Origin of the sequence: Rhizobium sp. ZK1 (assembly GCF_047782645.1) — a bacterium.
Classification (GTDB): domain Bacteria; phylum Pseudomonadota; class Alphaproteobacteria; order Rhizobiales; family Rhizobiaceae; genus Rhizobium.
On the sequence record NZ_CP180586.1, the window covers coordinates 1,072,367 to 1,086,025 of the forward strand.

Annotated in this window: 15 protein-coding genes; 7 read left to right on the top strand and 8 right to left on the bottom strand. The window is 58.5% G+C overall.

Annotated features, from left to right (window positions below):
* Window positions 1-204: 204 nt before the first annotated feature.
* The 5 genes from ACK9YZ_RS05480 to ACK9YZ_RS05500 all read right to left on the bottom strand — a co-directional run bounded on the left by ACK9YZ_RS05480 (window position 205) and on the right by ACK9YZ_RS05500 (window position 3,749).
* On the bottom strand, window positions 205-840 hold the full coding sequence (locus ACK9YZ_RS05480) for an isochorismatase family cysteine hydrolase (RefSeq protein ID WP_416065925.1): 636 nt from the start codon (window positions 838-840) through the stop codon (window positions 205-207).
* Between the two features lie 19 nt (window positions 841-859).
* Window positions 860-1,411 carry a hypothetical protein gene (locus tag ACK9YZ_RS05485; protein WP_416065926.1) on the bottom strand — a complete coding sequence of 184 codons (552 nt, stop codon included), beginning with the start codon at window positions 1,409-1,411 and terminating at the stop codon, window positions 860-862.
* 133 nt (window positions 1,412-1,544) lie between these two features.
* Window positions 1,545-2,525, bottom strand: coding sequence for an enoyl-CoA hydratase/isomerase family protein (locus tag ACK9YZ_RS05490; protein WP_416065927.1), 981 nt, complete (start codon window positions 2,523-2,525; stop codon window positions 1,545-1,547).
* A gap of 34 nt (window positions 2,526-2,559) precedes the next feature.
* Window positions 2,560-3,030 (bottom strand): RidA family protein, encoded by a 471-nt coding sequence (locus ACK9YZ_RS05495; protein ID WP_216759106.1) that lies wholly within the window; start codon window positions 3,028-3,030, stop codon window positions 2,560-2,562.
* Window positions 3,024-3,749 (bottom strand): SDR family NAD(P)-dependent oxidoreductase, encoded by a 726-nt coding sequence (locus ACK9YZ_RS05500; RefSeq protein ID WP_377310281.1) that lies wholly within the window; start codon window positions 3,747-3,749, stop codon window positions 3,024-3,026. Before ACK9YZ_RS05500 ends, ACK9YZ_RS05495 begins: the two co-directional genes overlap by 7 nt.
* A gap of 274 nt (window positions 3,750-4,023) precedes the next feature.
* Here ACK9YZ_RS05500 and ACK9YZ_RS05505 point away from each other — a divergent pair, with 274 nt between their 5' ends.
* The gene (locus tag ACK9YZ_RS05505; protein ID WP_216759105.1) at window positions 4,024-5,103 is read left to right on the top strand and encodes an NAD(P)H-dependent flavin oxidoreductase; all 1,080 of its coding nucleotides are present in this window, start codon (window positions 4,024-4,026) and stop codon (window positions 5,101-5,103) included.
* Window positions 5,104-5,237: 134 nt separating this feature from the next.
* On the opposite strand, the gene ACK9YZ_RS05510 is transcribed toward ACK9YZ_RS05505, so the two are convergent.
* Window positions 5,238-5,918, bottom strand: coding sequence for a response regulator transcription factor (locus ACK9YZ_RS05510; protein WP_416065928.1), 681 nt, complete (start codon window positions 5,916-5,918; stop codon window positions 5,238-5,240).
* A 355-nt stretch (window positions 5,919-6,273) separates the two neighbouring features.
* Between ACK9YZ_RS05510 and ACK9YZ_RS05515 the strand changes: the two genes are divergently transcribed.
* On the top strand, window positions 6,274-6,744 hold the full coding sequence (locus ACK9YZ_RS05515) for a YybH family protein (RefSeq protein ID WP_216759103.1): 471 nt from the start codon (window positions 6,274-6,276) through the stop codon (window positions 6,742-6,744).
* A gap of 48 nt (window positions 6,745-6,792) precedes the next feature.
* Here ACK9YZ_RS05515 and ACK9YZ_RS05520 read toward each other — a convergent pair whose 3' ends face one another.
* Window positions 6,793-7,824 carry an LLM class flavin-dependent oxidoreductase gene (locus ACK9YZ_RS05520; RefSeq protein WP_416066821.1) on the bottom strand — a complete coding sequence of 344 codons (1,032 nt, stop codon included), beginning with the start codon at window positions 7,822-7,824 and terminating at the stop codon, window positions 6,793-6,795.
* A 299-nt stretch (window positions 7,825-8,123) separates the two neighbouring features.
* Window positions 8,124-9,173 carry an alpha/beta fold hydrolase gene (locus tag ACK9YZ_RS05525; RefSeq protein ID WP_416065929.1) on the bottom strand — a complete coding sequence of 350 codons (1,050 nt, stop codon included), beginning with the start codon at window positions 9,171-9,173 and terminating at the stop codon, window positions 8,124-8,126.
* Window positions 9,174-9,448: 275 nt separating this feature from the next.
* Here ACK9YZ_RS05525 and ACK9YZ_RS05530 point away from each other — a divergent pair, with 275 nt between their 5' ends.
* The 5 genes from ACK9YZ_RS05530 to ACK9YZ_RS05550 all read left to right on the top strand — a co-directional run bounded on the left by ACK9YZ_RS05530 (window position 9,449) and on the right by ACK9YZ_RS05550 (window position 13,199).
* Window positions 9,449-9,619: a hypothetical protein gene (locus tag ACK9YZ_RS05530; RefSeq protein WP_416065930.1), complete on the top strand. Its 171-nt coding sequence runs from the start codon at window positions 9,449-9,451 to the stop codon at window positions 9,617-9,619.
* A gap of 390 nt (window positions 9,620-10,009) precedes the next feature.
* Entirely contained in the window at window positions 10,010-10,372 is a 363-nt protein-coding gene (locus ACK9YZ_RS05535) for an EF-hand domain-containing protein (protein ID WP_216759100.1), read from the top strand.
* A 143-nt stretch (window positions 10,373-10,515) separates the two neighbouring features.
* Window positions 10,516-11,088: a glyoxalase gene (locus ACK9YZ_RS05540; RefSeq protein ID WP_416065931.1), complete on the top strand. Its 573-nt coding sequence runs from the start codon at window positions 10,516-10,518 to the stop codon at window positions 11,086-11,088.
* 401 nt (window positions 11,089-11,489) lie between these two features.
* Window positions 11,490-12,250, top strand: a protein-coding gene (locus ACK9YZ_RS05545) for an IS5 family transposase (RefSeq protein ID WP_416065932.1) whose coding sequence is annotated in 2 segments (ribosomal slippage) — window positions 11,490-11,817 and window positions 11,817-12,250 — 762 coding nt in all. Because the reading frame shifts where the segments join, the coding sequence is not laid out codon by codon here.
* A 250-nt stretch (window positions 12,251-12,500) separates the two neighbouring features.
* Entirely contained in the window at window positions 12,501-13,199 is a 699-nt protein-coding gene (locus tag ACK9YZ_RS05550) for a type 1 glutamine amidotransferase domain-containing protein (RefSeq protein WP_416065933.1), read from the top strand.
* Window positions 13,200-13,659 lie beyond the last annotated feature (460 nt).

Below are 13,659 nucleotides of genomic sequence, written 5' to 3' on the forward strand. Positions count from 1 at the left end.
CTTTCGAATTGGGAGCCATGACCGCCTCTCTTTGCTGCATGGGAGCATCGACATAGTCGGCGGCAATTGGCTGTCGAACTCACATAGGCGCAGGTGAAGGGCCTGCCAACCCTTCGACACGAAAAGTATTACTTTTTAGTTTCAAGAGAGATCCGGCGCGCGCGTGAACGCCCGCCGGATACTGGTGGCGGCTGAGATGCGAGCTTACGCCGCTTGTGTGAGGGCGATCGCTTCGATGGCTTCAGTGGTCTCGACGATAGCGCTGGCATAGCTGGGGAGGTTGACCTCCAGAGCGGCATGCATCATCTCCGGCGAGTAATCGGCTACCGCGTCCTTGACGACGGTCACGTCGTATCCGAGTTCGGCGGCGTAGCGGACTGTCGCCTCGATGCAGGTATGCGCGACGAGCCCGATCACGATCAGCCTCTGGATTCCATGCCGCTTCAGCTCGAGATCGAGATCGGTGTTGGCGAAACCGCTGGAGCACCAGTGTTCGGAGGCCACGACCTCGCCCGGTTGTGGCACGAACTCAGCGCGAAATTCTCCGCCCCAGGTGCCGAACTCGAAGCTCTTGCGATGCCAAGCCGCGCGCTGGATAGGAGCGATGAACTTCCAATTTTCGTAATCGCCTGCGCGATACCTGTGATGCATTGCGTAGAAGACACGAAGCTTCGCCTCGCGTGCCGCGTTCAGCACCTGGAGCATATGCGGTACGCAGTTGTTCGCCTCCGCCACCTCCTTGATCCTTGGCCAGATCTTCCCGCCTTCGGAAATGAAGTCGTTGTACGGATCAACCACCAGCAGACCGGTGTTGTTCCGGTCGAAAGTCAGTTGGGTCATGGGGTATTCCTCCGGATGCTCAGGCCGCTTTCGTGGAGGCGGCGTTTTTCAGCGCCGCCCGTTCGATGCTTGCGGCGAACAGGGGTGTTTCGCCCTTGTTGTGTGCGATCGACATCGGTTGCCGCTGGGTCCGGAAGATGTCGAAGGGGATGCCCTGGCGGTCGAGCGAAGCCATCATCTCGTCAGTCGCATAGGACCTGACCCGGTTGGTGAATTCGCATCGACCTGCGTCGAGTTTCTTGACGCTGAGCTCCCAGGTGACGTGGATCGTCACGCGGCCATTCGGCGTGAACACGTCGGAATCCGAGTCGAGAATGAGATGATCCTTCTCGCCGAGGGTTTCGAGGTAATGCTGGACCATCAGGCTTCCGCCGATCGTCTCGACATTGATCGACATGCGCGTGCCGTCGGGCGCCGTCGTGAAGCCCGCGGCAATGTGCGCCGGAGAGCATCCCTGGTATTCCCTCTCGGGCAGGGTGAAGCACCACTTCGGTATATCCACCTGTTCGATCGGCGCGTTGATGATTGCCGAGAAGCTGGAATCGACGATCTGGTTTTCGATGCTGTGCATGTGACTTCTCCATCGCTGGTTGGTTGTCGGTGCGGAAAATCTCCGCGGCTGGGACGCGATTTATCTGAGTGGACGATTGGCAGGATGTGCGCCCGCGCGACCTGCCGTTCCGACGCGCGGGCGCGGCCCCGGCCTACTTGTCGGCCAAAGTCTGCGTGTAGTGCCCGAGCCGCGCTTCGATGTCGGGGTTCGTCTGAAGCCCCATTTCCATCAGGCGGCCGATGTTCTTCTGCGCCACGGGGCGCTGGACGGACTGGATGAACGCGTCCCAGCCCGCTCCGATTTCCGGATCGCTGGGGAGGCTGGCGAAATCGACGAGGCGTTTCGTATCGGCGATCGCCTGGCGGTCGAAACCAGAAATCCTCGCGGCGAGCGCATCGACGAAGGGGTCGAGCTTCTCGTCGTCGAACGAACGGTTGACGTAGCCGTATTCCTCGGCGAGTTCGCCGTTGATGTCATCGGACCCGAGCAGCACCTCGAGTGCACGGCCGCGGCCCATTAGACGCGGAAGGCGTGCCATTGGGCCGCCGCCCGGGACGAAACCGGCTCCGACCTCCCATTGAGAAAGGATTGCATTTTCCTTGCTGGCAAACCGCATGTCGCTGGCGAGCGCCAATTCGCTGCCGACGCCCGTGGCTCGCCCGCGGATGAGGGCGATGGAGACAACCGGCGCCTTGCTAATGCGAACGAGCATGTCCGGCAGGGGATGGAGGCCGGTCTTCCCATAGGGAAGGCTCGTGGATTCGGAGAGAGGCGGCGTAAAGTTATAGTGGGTGAGGAAGAAGCCGGGGACCGCGCTGTCGAAGACGACGACCCTGAGATTCGGGTCCGCTTCAATCTCCTCGACGACCTTCTCCATTTGCGGAATGGTCTCCGGCCCGAATATGTTGAAAGGCGGATTGTCGAAGGTGACACGCCAATATGCGGGCGTGCGCTTCTCGATCCGGATCTGCGGCTTCTCGCTCGCAGGCTGTGACTTGGCGTCGGCCGGACGATCGGTCTTTTCCGCGACCATGGTCTGCCCGGAAAGAGCGAGCGCGGGAAGCATGAGCACTGCGGCAGCAGTCAGGAACTTCGATGACGCGATCATTGCGCTCCTCGAGATGGGTTTCATGAATACCTCCATTCAGGTTGTTGGAACGATGTCGCTAGGATTCGATTTCGAGCACGAGTTCGATTTCGACCGGCATTCCCAACGGAATGCTGGAGACGCCAAGGACGATGCGGGGCGGAACCGACGACGCGCCAAAGACATCCCGCAGAAGCTCGGATGCTCCGTCGGCCACCTTCGGGTGCTCCTGGAAATCGCCCGGCGATGCGATGTACACGCCGAGTTTGGCAATACGGCTGATCTTGTTCAGCGACCCCAGGTGCGCTTTCGCCGCGGCGAGCCCACTGAGGCAGGCAGCACGGGCGGCGTCGTATCCTTGAGGAACCGAAAGACCCTCGCCGACGCGCCCATGGTAGATCGCTTCGTGTCCAATCACCGGGAGCATGCCACTGAGGAAGAGAAGCGGGCCGACCTGGACCGCCTCGACATAGGCGCCGAAAGGTGTCGGCGGGGGAGGGAGCTTGATATCAAGATCCCGCAATCGTGCGTCAGCGCCAGGGACTACCATTTCCCCAAATGTGCGCCGTTGTCGACGTGCAGCACCTCCCCGGTAATGTTGGTAGATTCCGTCAGATAGACGACACCGTTGACGATCTCCTGGACGGCGGTGATCGTACCCATCGGCGAGAGAGACTTCAGAAAATCCTTCGGATCCTTTTCATGCATCGGCGTGTCGACGATGCCGGGAGCGACGGCGTTCACCCGGATGTTGTCCTTGGCGAATTCCATCGCGAGGCTCTTCGTGACCGCATTCAGGCCGCCCTTGGTGATCATGGCGAAGGACGCGGTCACACCGGCAATCGGGTGGTCTGTCAGCGAAGTCGTAATCGTAACGACGCTTCCGCCGGATCCCTGGCGGAGCATCTGCCGGATCGCGTGTTTGGTGAAGTGTATGAATCCTTCAACATTCGTCGCGGTAAGTTGCCGAAGGTCGTCGATCGTGTATTCGAGGAACGGCTTGGTGAAGAAAATGCCCGCGTTGTTCACCAGCGCGTCGATCGATCCGAAGCGTTCGATCGCGCGGTGCGCCACCCGTTCGGCGGTTACTGGATCTCCCACATCGCCATCGACCAGTTCCAGGTGTTCCGGAGCGTCCGGCAGCGATGCTTCCGTGACACGGCGCGATGTGCCGACGACATTGTAGCCTCGTTCGAGGAACGATCTGACCAGTCCTGCCCCGATCCCCTGCGACGCGCCGGTGATCAAGATTGTTTTACGCGTGCTCATTAGCACCTCCATTGTTGGACCACGCACGATCCTCCACCCGCCGACGCGCGGCAGGTTCGCTAGGATCTTCAAAGTCATGTCTCTGCTGTTGGGGGTGGGAACGATCGTCGCCACCCGCCCTGACAACACCATCTCGCGGTTCAACGCTTCTAACTATTGTACGAAGGTGTCCCCGATACCTTTGGATCGGGTGCCAGATCATCAGGTGCAATAGACCCGCCACGTGCAACGATCTAACGAGTGGTCGAGCCACACGAATGGGATGGTATCTGATATGACGCACTGGCCAGACCGACGCATTCTCGATCTTTTCGGTATTGAGCTTCCGATCATCCAGGCGCCCATGGCGGGAGCCACGACAATCGAGATGGTGGTCGCCGCAGGGCAGGCTGGCGGACTAGGCTCGCTGCCGAGTGCGCAGTTGACCGTCGATCAATTGGAAGCAGCGATCCGCAACATACGTGGCTTGAGCAAGGCGCCGCTGAATATAAACTTCTTCGCGCATCAAACGCCTCCGGTCGACGCGGTCGCTCAGATGCGATGGAGGGCGTTGCTGGCGCCCTACTATGTCGAGTTCGATCTCGACCCTGCTGCTCCTGTTTCAGGCGCGGGTCGTGCGCCATTCGATGAAGCTTTCTGCCAGGTTGTCGAAGAGCACAGGCCGGAGGTGGTGAGCTTCCATTTCGGATTGCCCACAAAGCCGCTCGTAGACCGCGTGAAGGGAGCCGGGGCGAAAGTGGTGTCTTCGGCAACGACTGTGGCCGAAGCCGTGTGGCTGGAGGCGAACGGGGCCGACGCCGTGATCGCGATGGGTTCGGAGGCCGGAGGGCATCGTGGCAACTTCCTCACGCAGGACATGTCCACACAGGTCGGAACGATGGCGCTCGTTCCGCAAGTTGTCGATGCCGTAGCGGTTCCTGTGATTGCTGCCGGCGGTATCGCCGACGGGCGGGGCGTCGCCGCAGCCATGATGCTGGGCGCTTCCGCCGTCCAGGTCGGCACGGCCTATCTCTTCTGCCCGGAGGCGAAGATCCCGGCGGTACACGCGCAAGCGCTCGCCAAGGCAGATGACGATAGTACCGCGATCACGAACGTCTTCACCGGTCGTCCCGCCAGAGGTATCGTCAACCGCCTCATGCAGGAACTCGGTCCCATTTCAGAGGCTGTGCCAGCGTTTCCAACCGCAGGTGCCGCACTGTCTGCCGTGCGTGCCCAAGCGGAAAAGGCGTCCCGGAACGACTTCACGAACCTGTGGGCGGGCCAGTCGGCGAGGCTTGCGCCCAGGATGGGCGCCTGCGACCTCACCCGAAACCTATACGAAGCAGCGTTGATGGTGATCGAGCGCCGAGCTTGACTGCTTTCGAACATGTCGTCGGTCGGTTCGCATGCACACACCGCTCTTTTGTCGCGATGATAGTTCACTATCCATCCGAAAGAGTCGAAGTGCGAGGAAAATCGGCTGCCGCGATAATTGGTCTGCTGAACGTTTCAGTCTGTCTCGACACTTTCTCCGAGGCGGAGCTTTGCAGCCATGTTCACCAGTTCCGGTAGGGTGCGCGCGTCCATTTTACGCATCACTTGGCCGCGATGCGCCTTCACGGTAATCTCGCTTATGTCGAGGTCGAAGGCGACCTGCTTGTTCAAGAGACCCTTGACCACGCGTATCATCACCTCGCGTTCCCGCTTGGTCAGCGTTTCGTACGAGCGCTGCAGCCGTCGAAGCTCCTCGTCGTTGCGCAACATTTCTTCGCTCCGCGCCAGTGCCGATCGGATCGCCTCCAGAAGCGCCACCGTGTCGATGGGTTTGGTAAGGAAATCCATCGCGCCCCCCTTGAGCGCCTTCACAGTCATCGGGACATCACCAAAGCCGGAGACGAAAATGATAGGCATGCGATTGCCGCCCATATTGATCATGGTCTGCAAATCGAGGCCGTTCAGGCCAGGCATATTGACATCGAGTACGAGACAGCAGGGAGCTGACGAAAGCGGTGTTGCAAGGTAGGCTTGGGCGGATTCAAAGAGCAGTGGCCGCCATCCCGCAGATACTATCAGGAGCTCGAGGGATTCCCTGACTGATATGTCGTCGTCGATAACTACGACTGTTGGTCGCTCGACATCCCCGCTGTCGGGAAGCGCTGCGTTCGTCATTGCCGAGATCATCCGATACATGTGCTTCGTTCCCAGAGAAGACAGCAGGCTCGTCGTCCAATCGAAGTATGTATATCATAACTTTCAATTTGCGGCGCGGGCAGCGCAATGCGCCTGCTCCGACCGCCTGGCGAGGATGCGCCGTTCTGGCGAGAAGTCCATTGTACAATGGTATCGCCTGAGTCTTGTCGGGTTTAGCGGCGATGGGTTTGCGCCGACACCATCGTACAATGGATTAAGCCACCGCCGCCGCGCATGCTGCCTTCGCTGGCTTGGCACCCGAATTTCTCTGTGGCGTGTTCCCACGTTCGTCAAGTCGGCCGATCGACGCAGTGGGTTGGCGTAGCGCGCCAAGATTCCGGAGAGAGGTTTAGACATGAACGAACGTTTTGAAGAAATTACGGGTGTTGAACAGAGGGCGGGGGATGATAGCGCCCTGGATGCGCTGATCGAATTCTACAGGGCATTCAATTCGGCCGATATCGTGGGCTTGGAAGCGGTCTGGTTCCCTGGGGCGGCTCCTAGCATGGACAACCCTATCGGCGGAATTCGTCGTGGGTGGAACGAGATCGCTGAGGGTTATGCTAAGCTGTTCGGTGGCCCCGCCACCGTAAATGTGACGTTCCATGATTTCACCAGCCAAGGTGGACGCGAGTGGCATCTGTTCGTCGGTCGGGAGCGGGGTACGTGTCGAACTGCCAGCGACAGTCTCGATGTCGCCTTCCGAACAACCCGCTGGTTCGTTCGGATGGATGGCGCCTGGAGACAACTCCATCATCATGGCTCCGTCGAGGATCCGGAGATGCTCGCCGCCTATCAAAACCTCATTTTCGGCAGCAGCGATTGATAACAAGCCAGTTATCTTCCTTGAACCTTGCGTCGTTCAATGACGCACTTAACCTTGTCCGCGAACAAGAGGCGCGACATCAGTGCCGAGAAGTTCGATAGAGCGGCGCATCGCCTCGGTTTCCAGTGCAGCGGTGCTCATCTGGAAGGTGATGCGAGAAACTCCGCGCAAGGTGTTGTTAATATGCAAAATCTTGGCCGCAACCGTTTGCGGACTGCCAACCAGGAACGCGCCACCCGGACTGCACATGTGGTCAAATTGCGCCTTTGTCGGCGGCGGCCAGCCCCGTTCCCGTCCAGCGTCCGTGAACATCTGGAACCAGCCCGGGAAAAACGCTTCCCTGGCAGCCGCGTCGGTTTCTCCGACGAAGCCCAGGGCATGTACACCGACCATTTGGTCCTTCGGGGGATGGCCGGCGGCATCCCATGCGCGACGATAAAGATCGACCAGGGGCAGGAAACGCTCGAAGCTTCCGCCGATGATGGCGACCATCAACGGCAATCCGAGTGTCCCCGCGCGGACGAACGATTCAGGTGTGCCACCCACGCCCAGCCAGATTGGTAGTTTGGGCTGGTGTGGACGGGGAAAGACACCCTCGCCATTGATCGCTGGACGAAAGCGGCCCTGCCATTTGACACTGGGTTGCTCCCTGATCCTCAGCAAGAGGTCCAGCTTCTCGGCGAACAATGCGTCGTAGTCCCGCAGGTCGAATCCGAACAGAGGATAGGCCTCGACTGATGAGCCGCGACCGACCACGATTTCGGCTCTTCCACCGGATATCAGATCCAGTGTGGCGAACTCCTGGAAGAGCCGCACGGGGTCGGCGGCACTGAGGACTGCTACGGCGCTAGTCAGTCTGATGGATTTTGTGAGTGCGGCGGCGGCGGCAAGGATGACAGCCGGGGCTGAATCAAGCGCGTTCTCACGATGGTGTTCGCCCATTCCGAAGATATCGAGTCCGACTTGATCCGCGAGCTCTATTTCCGCAAGCACACTCTCCATGCGGTCAATGGCTGACTGCAATCGCCCGGTGGCAGGGTCGGTCAAAAGCATTGCGAAACTATCGATACCAATTTCAATCATAGATCCTGCCAGGTTTGAGCTGGTGGTGTCGCCTTACTTAAGATCCTTCCAGCTACGAACGCTCCTCACCGTCCAATCGCGCAGAAAAGCTGTGCTATCTGAAAGTGCCTTCCACCATCACACGACCAGCGGGTGCCGCACCAGCCGCCATTTTTTGATCGATTTCATCGAAGGATTCGATAGGTGTATTTTGATGGGTCACCATTGGACAGGCGTCGAGCCCGGACAGACGTGCGTGAAACCTGTCGGATGTTCCGTGCTCCCTGAAAAAGGCCGGGGCCTGCGCTAATGCGGAGCTACACCCAGCCGTCCACATCAATCACGGCGCGGGCGAAAGATTCCGGGGCTTCTTGTGGGAGGTTGTGACCGATCCCACCTGTGATCAGGCGGTGCTCATATTTCGCCTTGAACTTCGCTGCATAAGTCTTTGCATCTGGGTGGGGTGCCCCGTTGGCGTCACCTTCCATGGTAATCGTGGGCACGTGTATTTCGGGGCCGACTGCCAGCTTGCTTTCCAACTCGTCGAACCGCTTCTCGCCTTCGGCCAGTCCGAGACGCCATCGATAGTTATGGACGACAATCGCGACATGGTCTGGGTTGGCGAACGCCGTGGCACTTCGCGAGAACGTTTCTTCGTCGAATTTCCACTTTGGGGAGGCGAGCTTCCAGATGAGCTTGGCGAAGTCGTTCGTATATTTCTCATAGCCGTCGCGACCGCGATCTGTGGCGAAATAGAATTGGTACCACCACTGGAGTTCGGCGGGCGGCGGCAGGGGGGCCTTTCCGGCGGTCTGGTTTCCGATCAGATAGCCGCTGACCGATACGAGGGCCTTACAGCGTTCCGGCCAGAGGGCGGCGACTATGCCGGCTGTCCTCGCTCCCCAGTCGAAGCCAGCGATTGTAGCCTGCTTGATTCCCATGGCGTCCATGAGCTTGATCGTATCAACTGCAATCGCCGCCTGTTGGCCATTGCGTTTCGTCGCGCCTGATAGGAAACGCGTGCCGCCGTAGCCTCGGAGGAAGGGCACGATGACGCGGTGGCCTCGGCTTGCAAGGAGAGGTGCGACCTCCGCGAAGCTGTTGATGTCGTACGGCCAGCCGTGCAGCAGCAAGACTGGTGATCCGGACGCTGGTCCGACGTCGGCATAAGAAACTAGCAGGTCACCTGCCTCGATGGTCTTGTTTGCTTCGAGTATGGCTCCGGCAGGAGCCGGCGGTACCTCCGCACGCGTGGGCGCCTGAGAGGCTTCCGCCATCTTCTCGCCCAGCACACCCGCCGCGGTAATAGCGAGTGCGACGCTGCCTAACGATCGGCGTGTGAAATTTGCGGGTACGCCTTTGGACATTGCGCCAGTCTCCGATGGTGATTGCTGGGTAAAGACTGCACTCACGCTCCGGATTCAGAGAGTGTTTGCGCTGCCTTCCGTATCGAGATCCGTTGTCGATCCGTACCCGGGAACATTGAGACTGGCCCCTGGGGCGCGCTACTGCACGATGGTATCGCCTATACGAACGTATCGCCTATACCAAGGTGCAAATGCCTTCCTGACGGTCGGCCGACATAGTCTCGGTCGAAGCCGGCGGCTGCGGATCAGCCACAGCCAAAAATTGGGAGCAGACGATGATCTATCGCGACCAGGAACCTCGTAGCTCAGGCTTTCCGCTTGTTGTGATCGCAATTGCCATGGTGGCGATCGTCGGGGTTCTGATTGCCATCAGCGAGCGGCCGGCACCGACGCGTGTCTGGGTGCCCTCTGCTTCCGTCGGTTCTGGAGCGAGCGCCGCTCTGTAGGATCCCGTTTGACCTGTCGAGGGAAATACAATCATGCCAAGCCCAATAGACAGGCGATGCCTTCGCCCGCTCATGCCGGAGGAGGTGTCGATAGCAGCAGACGTACTGAAGGAATACTGCGAAGCTCGACGCTGGAACAGAAAGAGCGAGGAAGCGGAGGCAGTGGCACGGGACATCATTCGGTGGCTCCAGTCAGGAGCTCCGAGCCGGGAGCGGCTTCAGGAGATCCTCAGAGCAAGATGTTGAGATGGGTCATTCCATGCAGTCCGCTGACCTGGCACAGTATTGGGAAGCGAAACTCTTCAGGTACGCTCAAGCTTGCCGCCCCAAAGGCTACCTACGCGCCGGAAACGCGCGATTGACAAGTAGATGTTACGAATTGGGGATTTCATGACGACTGCGACTGACACTTCACCGCTTACCCAGGTGCTCAACAAGGCGTTCACCAAGTTCGATCGCAACGGGGACAACAAGCTGACCGGGCAGGAACTTGAGAACTTCGATCAAATCCTAATGCCTGGAGTTGCCGTCGATGACAACGGGCGTCCCAAGGTGGACATGAAGCAGCGGCTGGACCACGACGCCGACGGTGCTGTCGGTCGTGATGAAATGCACTCCACTGGGATACTTATGCCTGCGGAGATGACCGATCCGTCGTTGACTTCGCTCCTCAATTATCTGCATGCCAAGAACGATCCGGCGGCCCTGCAGGCAGCGGCGATACTGGAGCTTGATGACTCCACGGAAAGTTGAGCATCGAAAAACGGGAGCCATAGGGGGCGCCGACACACCATAGTCTCGGCGACACTATGGTCCAATGGTTCCGGAACAAGATGATGGTTAACCTCTGTCACGTCGCCGGTTGATCGACGGCGACTTAAACTAAGGAGCCGGACATGAATCATGTTGAACTTGAAACGAAAGTCACGCAAGCCGCGCCAGAGAACGCTCCAGTAAGGATGAACCTAGAACTCCTCGTGATACCTGTGTCGGACTCCGACCGCGCTCGGAAATTCTACGAGAGCATTGGCTGGCAAGTCGACATTGATCACGCCGTTGGAGACGACTACCGCATCGTTCAGATGAGCCCGCCTGGGTCCGGTTGCTCGATCATGTTCGGAACAAACATAGCACTAGCGCCTCCCGGTTCCGCTCAGGGAATGCATCTCGTGGTCTCCGACATCGAGGCTGCCAGGACTGATCTGCTATGCCGAGGCGTCGCTACCAGCGAGCCTTTCCACGACGTTGGTGGGATATTCCATCATTCGAACGGCAAGGGGATTGTTTTCGGACCCAATCCTGATCGGAAGAGCTATGCATCGTATTTCACATTTTCCGATCCGGACGCAAACGTTTGGACAGTCCAGGAGGTCACAGCACGACTTCCGGGTACAAAAGGTGACACCCGCTTCACGACACAGCTTTATGAAGCAGTTTGGGGCGCCTCGGGCCCCGCCTCGGATGCGTGACACCGAGGCCAAACAGCAGCGTGCCGCGCTCGGCGCTCTCCTGAACGTTTACGGCGAGAGCTATCATCCCGAGCGCTGCTTGGATCCGCTTGAGATGGCCTCCTTCTTCTAAAGAAAGGCGAAAGAGCTGCACGATGCGGCTCTGGGTGCAGGAAACGGTGGTCGTCAACTGGGATTTCTTGGTCGCCGGGTAAGGTGCTTAACTTGAGGTCGGTTTAGGTCACTCGCAGGTTTCCTGCAGGGGTAACGTGCGACACGCTTTCCTAAATCACGGTGGTATCAAGTTGCTATCTGACTGCGCGTTTTCCTCCTGGTGGGCGTTCCGAGCACTAGGAGCTGTGGACTCTTGGGATTCCCAAAGCTGAGCAAATCAGATTCAAGACTGTCTTTTGGAGGCAGTCATGGGTGTTTTAGATCGTCTAATTCTTCGGGATGATCAGTGGGAGCGGATGTCTCGTCATATCATTGGCGATGATCGCACGCGCGGTTCGTCTGGACGAGACAATCGAATGTTTGTGGAAGCCGTCTTGTGGACCGTGCGGACGGGCTCGCCCTGGCGCGATCTGCCGGAGGTGTTCGGTGATTGGAGCAGCGTGTTTCGCCGCTTCAGCCGCTGGAGTCAAAAGGGTGTCTGGTGTCGTGTCTTCGAAGCAATGTCGGATGATAGCGACTTCGAATACCTGATCGTCGACAGCACGATTATTCGCGCCCACCAGCACGCCTCCGGCGCAAAAAAGGGGCTGAAGATCAGGCCCTTGGCCGCTCACGCGGCGGCTTGAGCACCAAAATCCATATGGCCGTGCGTGGCCTTGGATGTCCTGTTCGTTTCATCCTGACCGCTGGTCAGAAAGGCGATGCACCGCAAGCCGATCTCCTGATCGAAGACCTGCCAGCCGAGGTCGTCATGGCCGATACGGCCTACGACAGCGACCGTCTACGCAAACTCATTGCCGACAAGGGCGCGCAAGCGGTCATCCCGAACACCCCCTCGCGTGCCAAGAAGTATCCGCTCGACAAGGAACTCTACGCTCAGCGTTATCTCGTCGAATGCTGCTTCTCCAAGCTCAAGCAGTTTCGACGCATTGCCACACGATATGAGAAAACCGTTCGAAACTACAGAGCCATGATCGCTCTGGCCGCAACAATCCTATGGCTCAAATAATTGTCCACAGATCCTAGTGCACTTTCGAACCAAGCCCGAGATCGACCCAATCCCAGTTCTGCTGGAGCAAGATGGCTGTACGTTGTGGTCACTTTTCAACTCGGTGAAAGCGCCTGTTTGATCTTCTGGGGAATCTGCATCCAATACATTGGTATCGCCAATACCAATGTTCAACTGCACCATCGATCCATAGAGAGCATAGTCTCCGCCGCAGCTCTTTCGGCTGATCAACCTGGAAGGAGATTTTCGGATGAAGATACTAATGGTTTTCACCTCTCATGACACGCTCGGCGACACGGGGCGCAAGACCGGCTTCTGGCTCGAGGAGGGCGCCGCTCCTTACTACGTGTTCCGTGACGCCGGCATCGATCTTACTCTTGCGTCACCTAAAGGAGGACAGCCGCCGGTCGATCCTAAGAGCGATCTACCTGAGAACCAGACACCCGCGATGGCACGCTTCAAGAAGGATCCCGAAGCGCAAAAAGTGTTCGCCCACACAAACCTGCTAAAGGACATGCGGTCGGAAGAATTCGACGCCGTATTCTATCCCGGCGGCCACGGCCCGATGTGGGATCTGGCAGAAGATCAGGATTCGATCAATCTGATCGAGGCCTTCTACAATGCCGGAAAGCCGGTCGCGGCGGTGTGTCATGCACCTGGCGTTCTGCATCGGGTGACCTACAAAGGCGTTCCTATCGTGAAGGGCAAGCGCGTGACGGGCTTTACCAATACAGAGGAGGAAGAAGTTCAATTGACGAAGGTCGTTCCGTTCCTTGTAGAGGATGAACTCACGCGGCTCGGCGGCCTCTACGAAAAGAGAGGAAACTGGGAGAGCTTCGCGATCACCGACGGTCGCCTTATCACGGGACAAAACCCAGCATCCTCGACAGCCGGCGCGCAACACCTGGTAAAGCTGCTGACAAGTGGCCACGCCTTAACCGCGGCGTGACTACCGATCAGCCCTTGAGGGCACCGGACATTCTCCGCAGCCCTTAGCCAATCCCGATGCCAAATCAGCAAGAACCGGAGTGCCGAGAAATAATGAAGGTTCTGAGTTCGAGAACGCTCCCAGTCCCTGCGGGCGGCGTTTACGGCCAAAACCGGATATCTGGACTTTTCGAATGGGGCACTGGATGCGTTCTCGATGCCTTTGATATGATCCTGCCCCGTTCGAACTTTACGCCCAGTGCCTGGCAAAGATCATCAAATAGCCCCCAGGGTGCACGTGGCGTCGGCGACCGAGATGGCAAAGTTCGCGGTCTTGTTTAGCCCATCACCATGATGCCTCCTGTTTATTGTCTGAATTCCGCGTGGCGGAGCAGTGATCATGCTGTGCGTCCACTTAAATCGATACTTAAGTACAAGTGCACAACTGCCTAAGTAGCGGCAATGTTGTTCACTGGGCGAAG

Bases quoted from the DNA above. Each gene is read 5' to 3' on its own strand.
- ACK9YZ_RS05480 (WP_416065925.1), bottom strand. From the start codon at position 840: ATGACCCAACTGACTTTCGACCGGAACAACACCGGTCTGCTGGTGGTT.
- ACK9YZ_RS05485 (WP_416065926.1), bottom strand. From the start codon at position 1,411: ATGCACAGCATCGAAAACCAGATCGTCGATTCCAGCTTCTCGGCAATC.
- ACK9YZ_RS05490 (WP_416065927.1), bottom strand. From the start codon at position 2,525: ATGAAACCCATCTCGAGGAGCGCAATGATCGCGTCATCGAAGTTCCTG.
- ACK9YZ_RS05495 (WP_216759106.1), bottom strand. From the start codon at position 3,030: ATGGTAGTCCCTGGCGCTGACGCACGATTGCGGGATCTTGATATCAAG.
- ACK9YZ_RS05500 (WP_377310281.1), bottom strand. From the start codon at position 3,749: ATGAGCACGCGTAAAACAATCTTGATCACCGGCGCGTCGCAGGGGATC.
- ACK9YZ_RS05505 (WP_216759105.1), top strand. From the start codon at position 4,024: ATGACGCACTGGCCAGACCGACGCATTCTCGATCTTTTCGGTATTGAG.
- ACK9YZ_RS05510 (WP_416065928.1), bottom strand. From the start codon at position 5,918: ATGTATCGGATGATCTCGGCAATGACGAACGCAGCGCTTCCCGACAGC.
- ACK9YZ_RS05515 (WP_216759103.1), top strand. From the start codon at position 6,274: ATGAACGAACGTTTTGAAGAAATTACGGGTGTTGAACAGAGGGCGGGG.
- ACK9YZ_RS05525 (WP_416065929.1), bottom strand. From the start codon at position 9,173: ATGTCCAAAGGCGTACCCGCAAATTTCACACGCCGATCGTTAGGCAGC.
- ACK9YZ_RS05530 (WP_416065930.1), top strand. From the start codon at position 9,449: ATGATCTATCGCGACCAGGAACCTCGTAGCTCAGGCTTTCCGCTTGTT.
- ACK9YZ_RS05535 (WP_216759100.1), top strand. From the start codon at position 10,010: ATGACGACTGCGACTGACACTTCACCGCTTACCCAGGTGCTCAACAAG.
- ACK9YZ_RS05540 (WP_416065931.1), top strand. From the start codon at position 10,516: ATGAATCATGTTGAACTTGAAACGAAAGTCACGCAAGCCGCGCCAGAG.
- ACK9YZ_RS05550 (WP_416065933.1), top strand. From the start codon at position 12,501: ATGAAGATACTAATGGTTTTCACCTCTCATGACACGCTCGGCGACACG.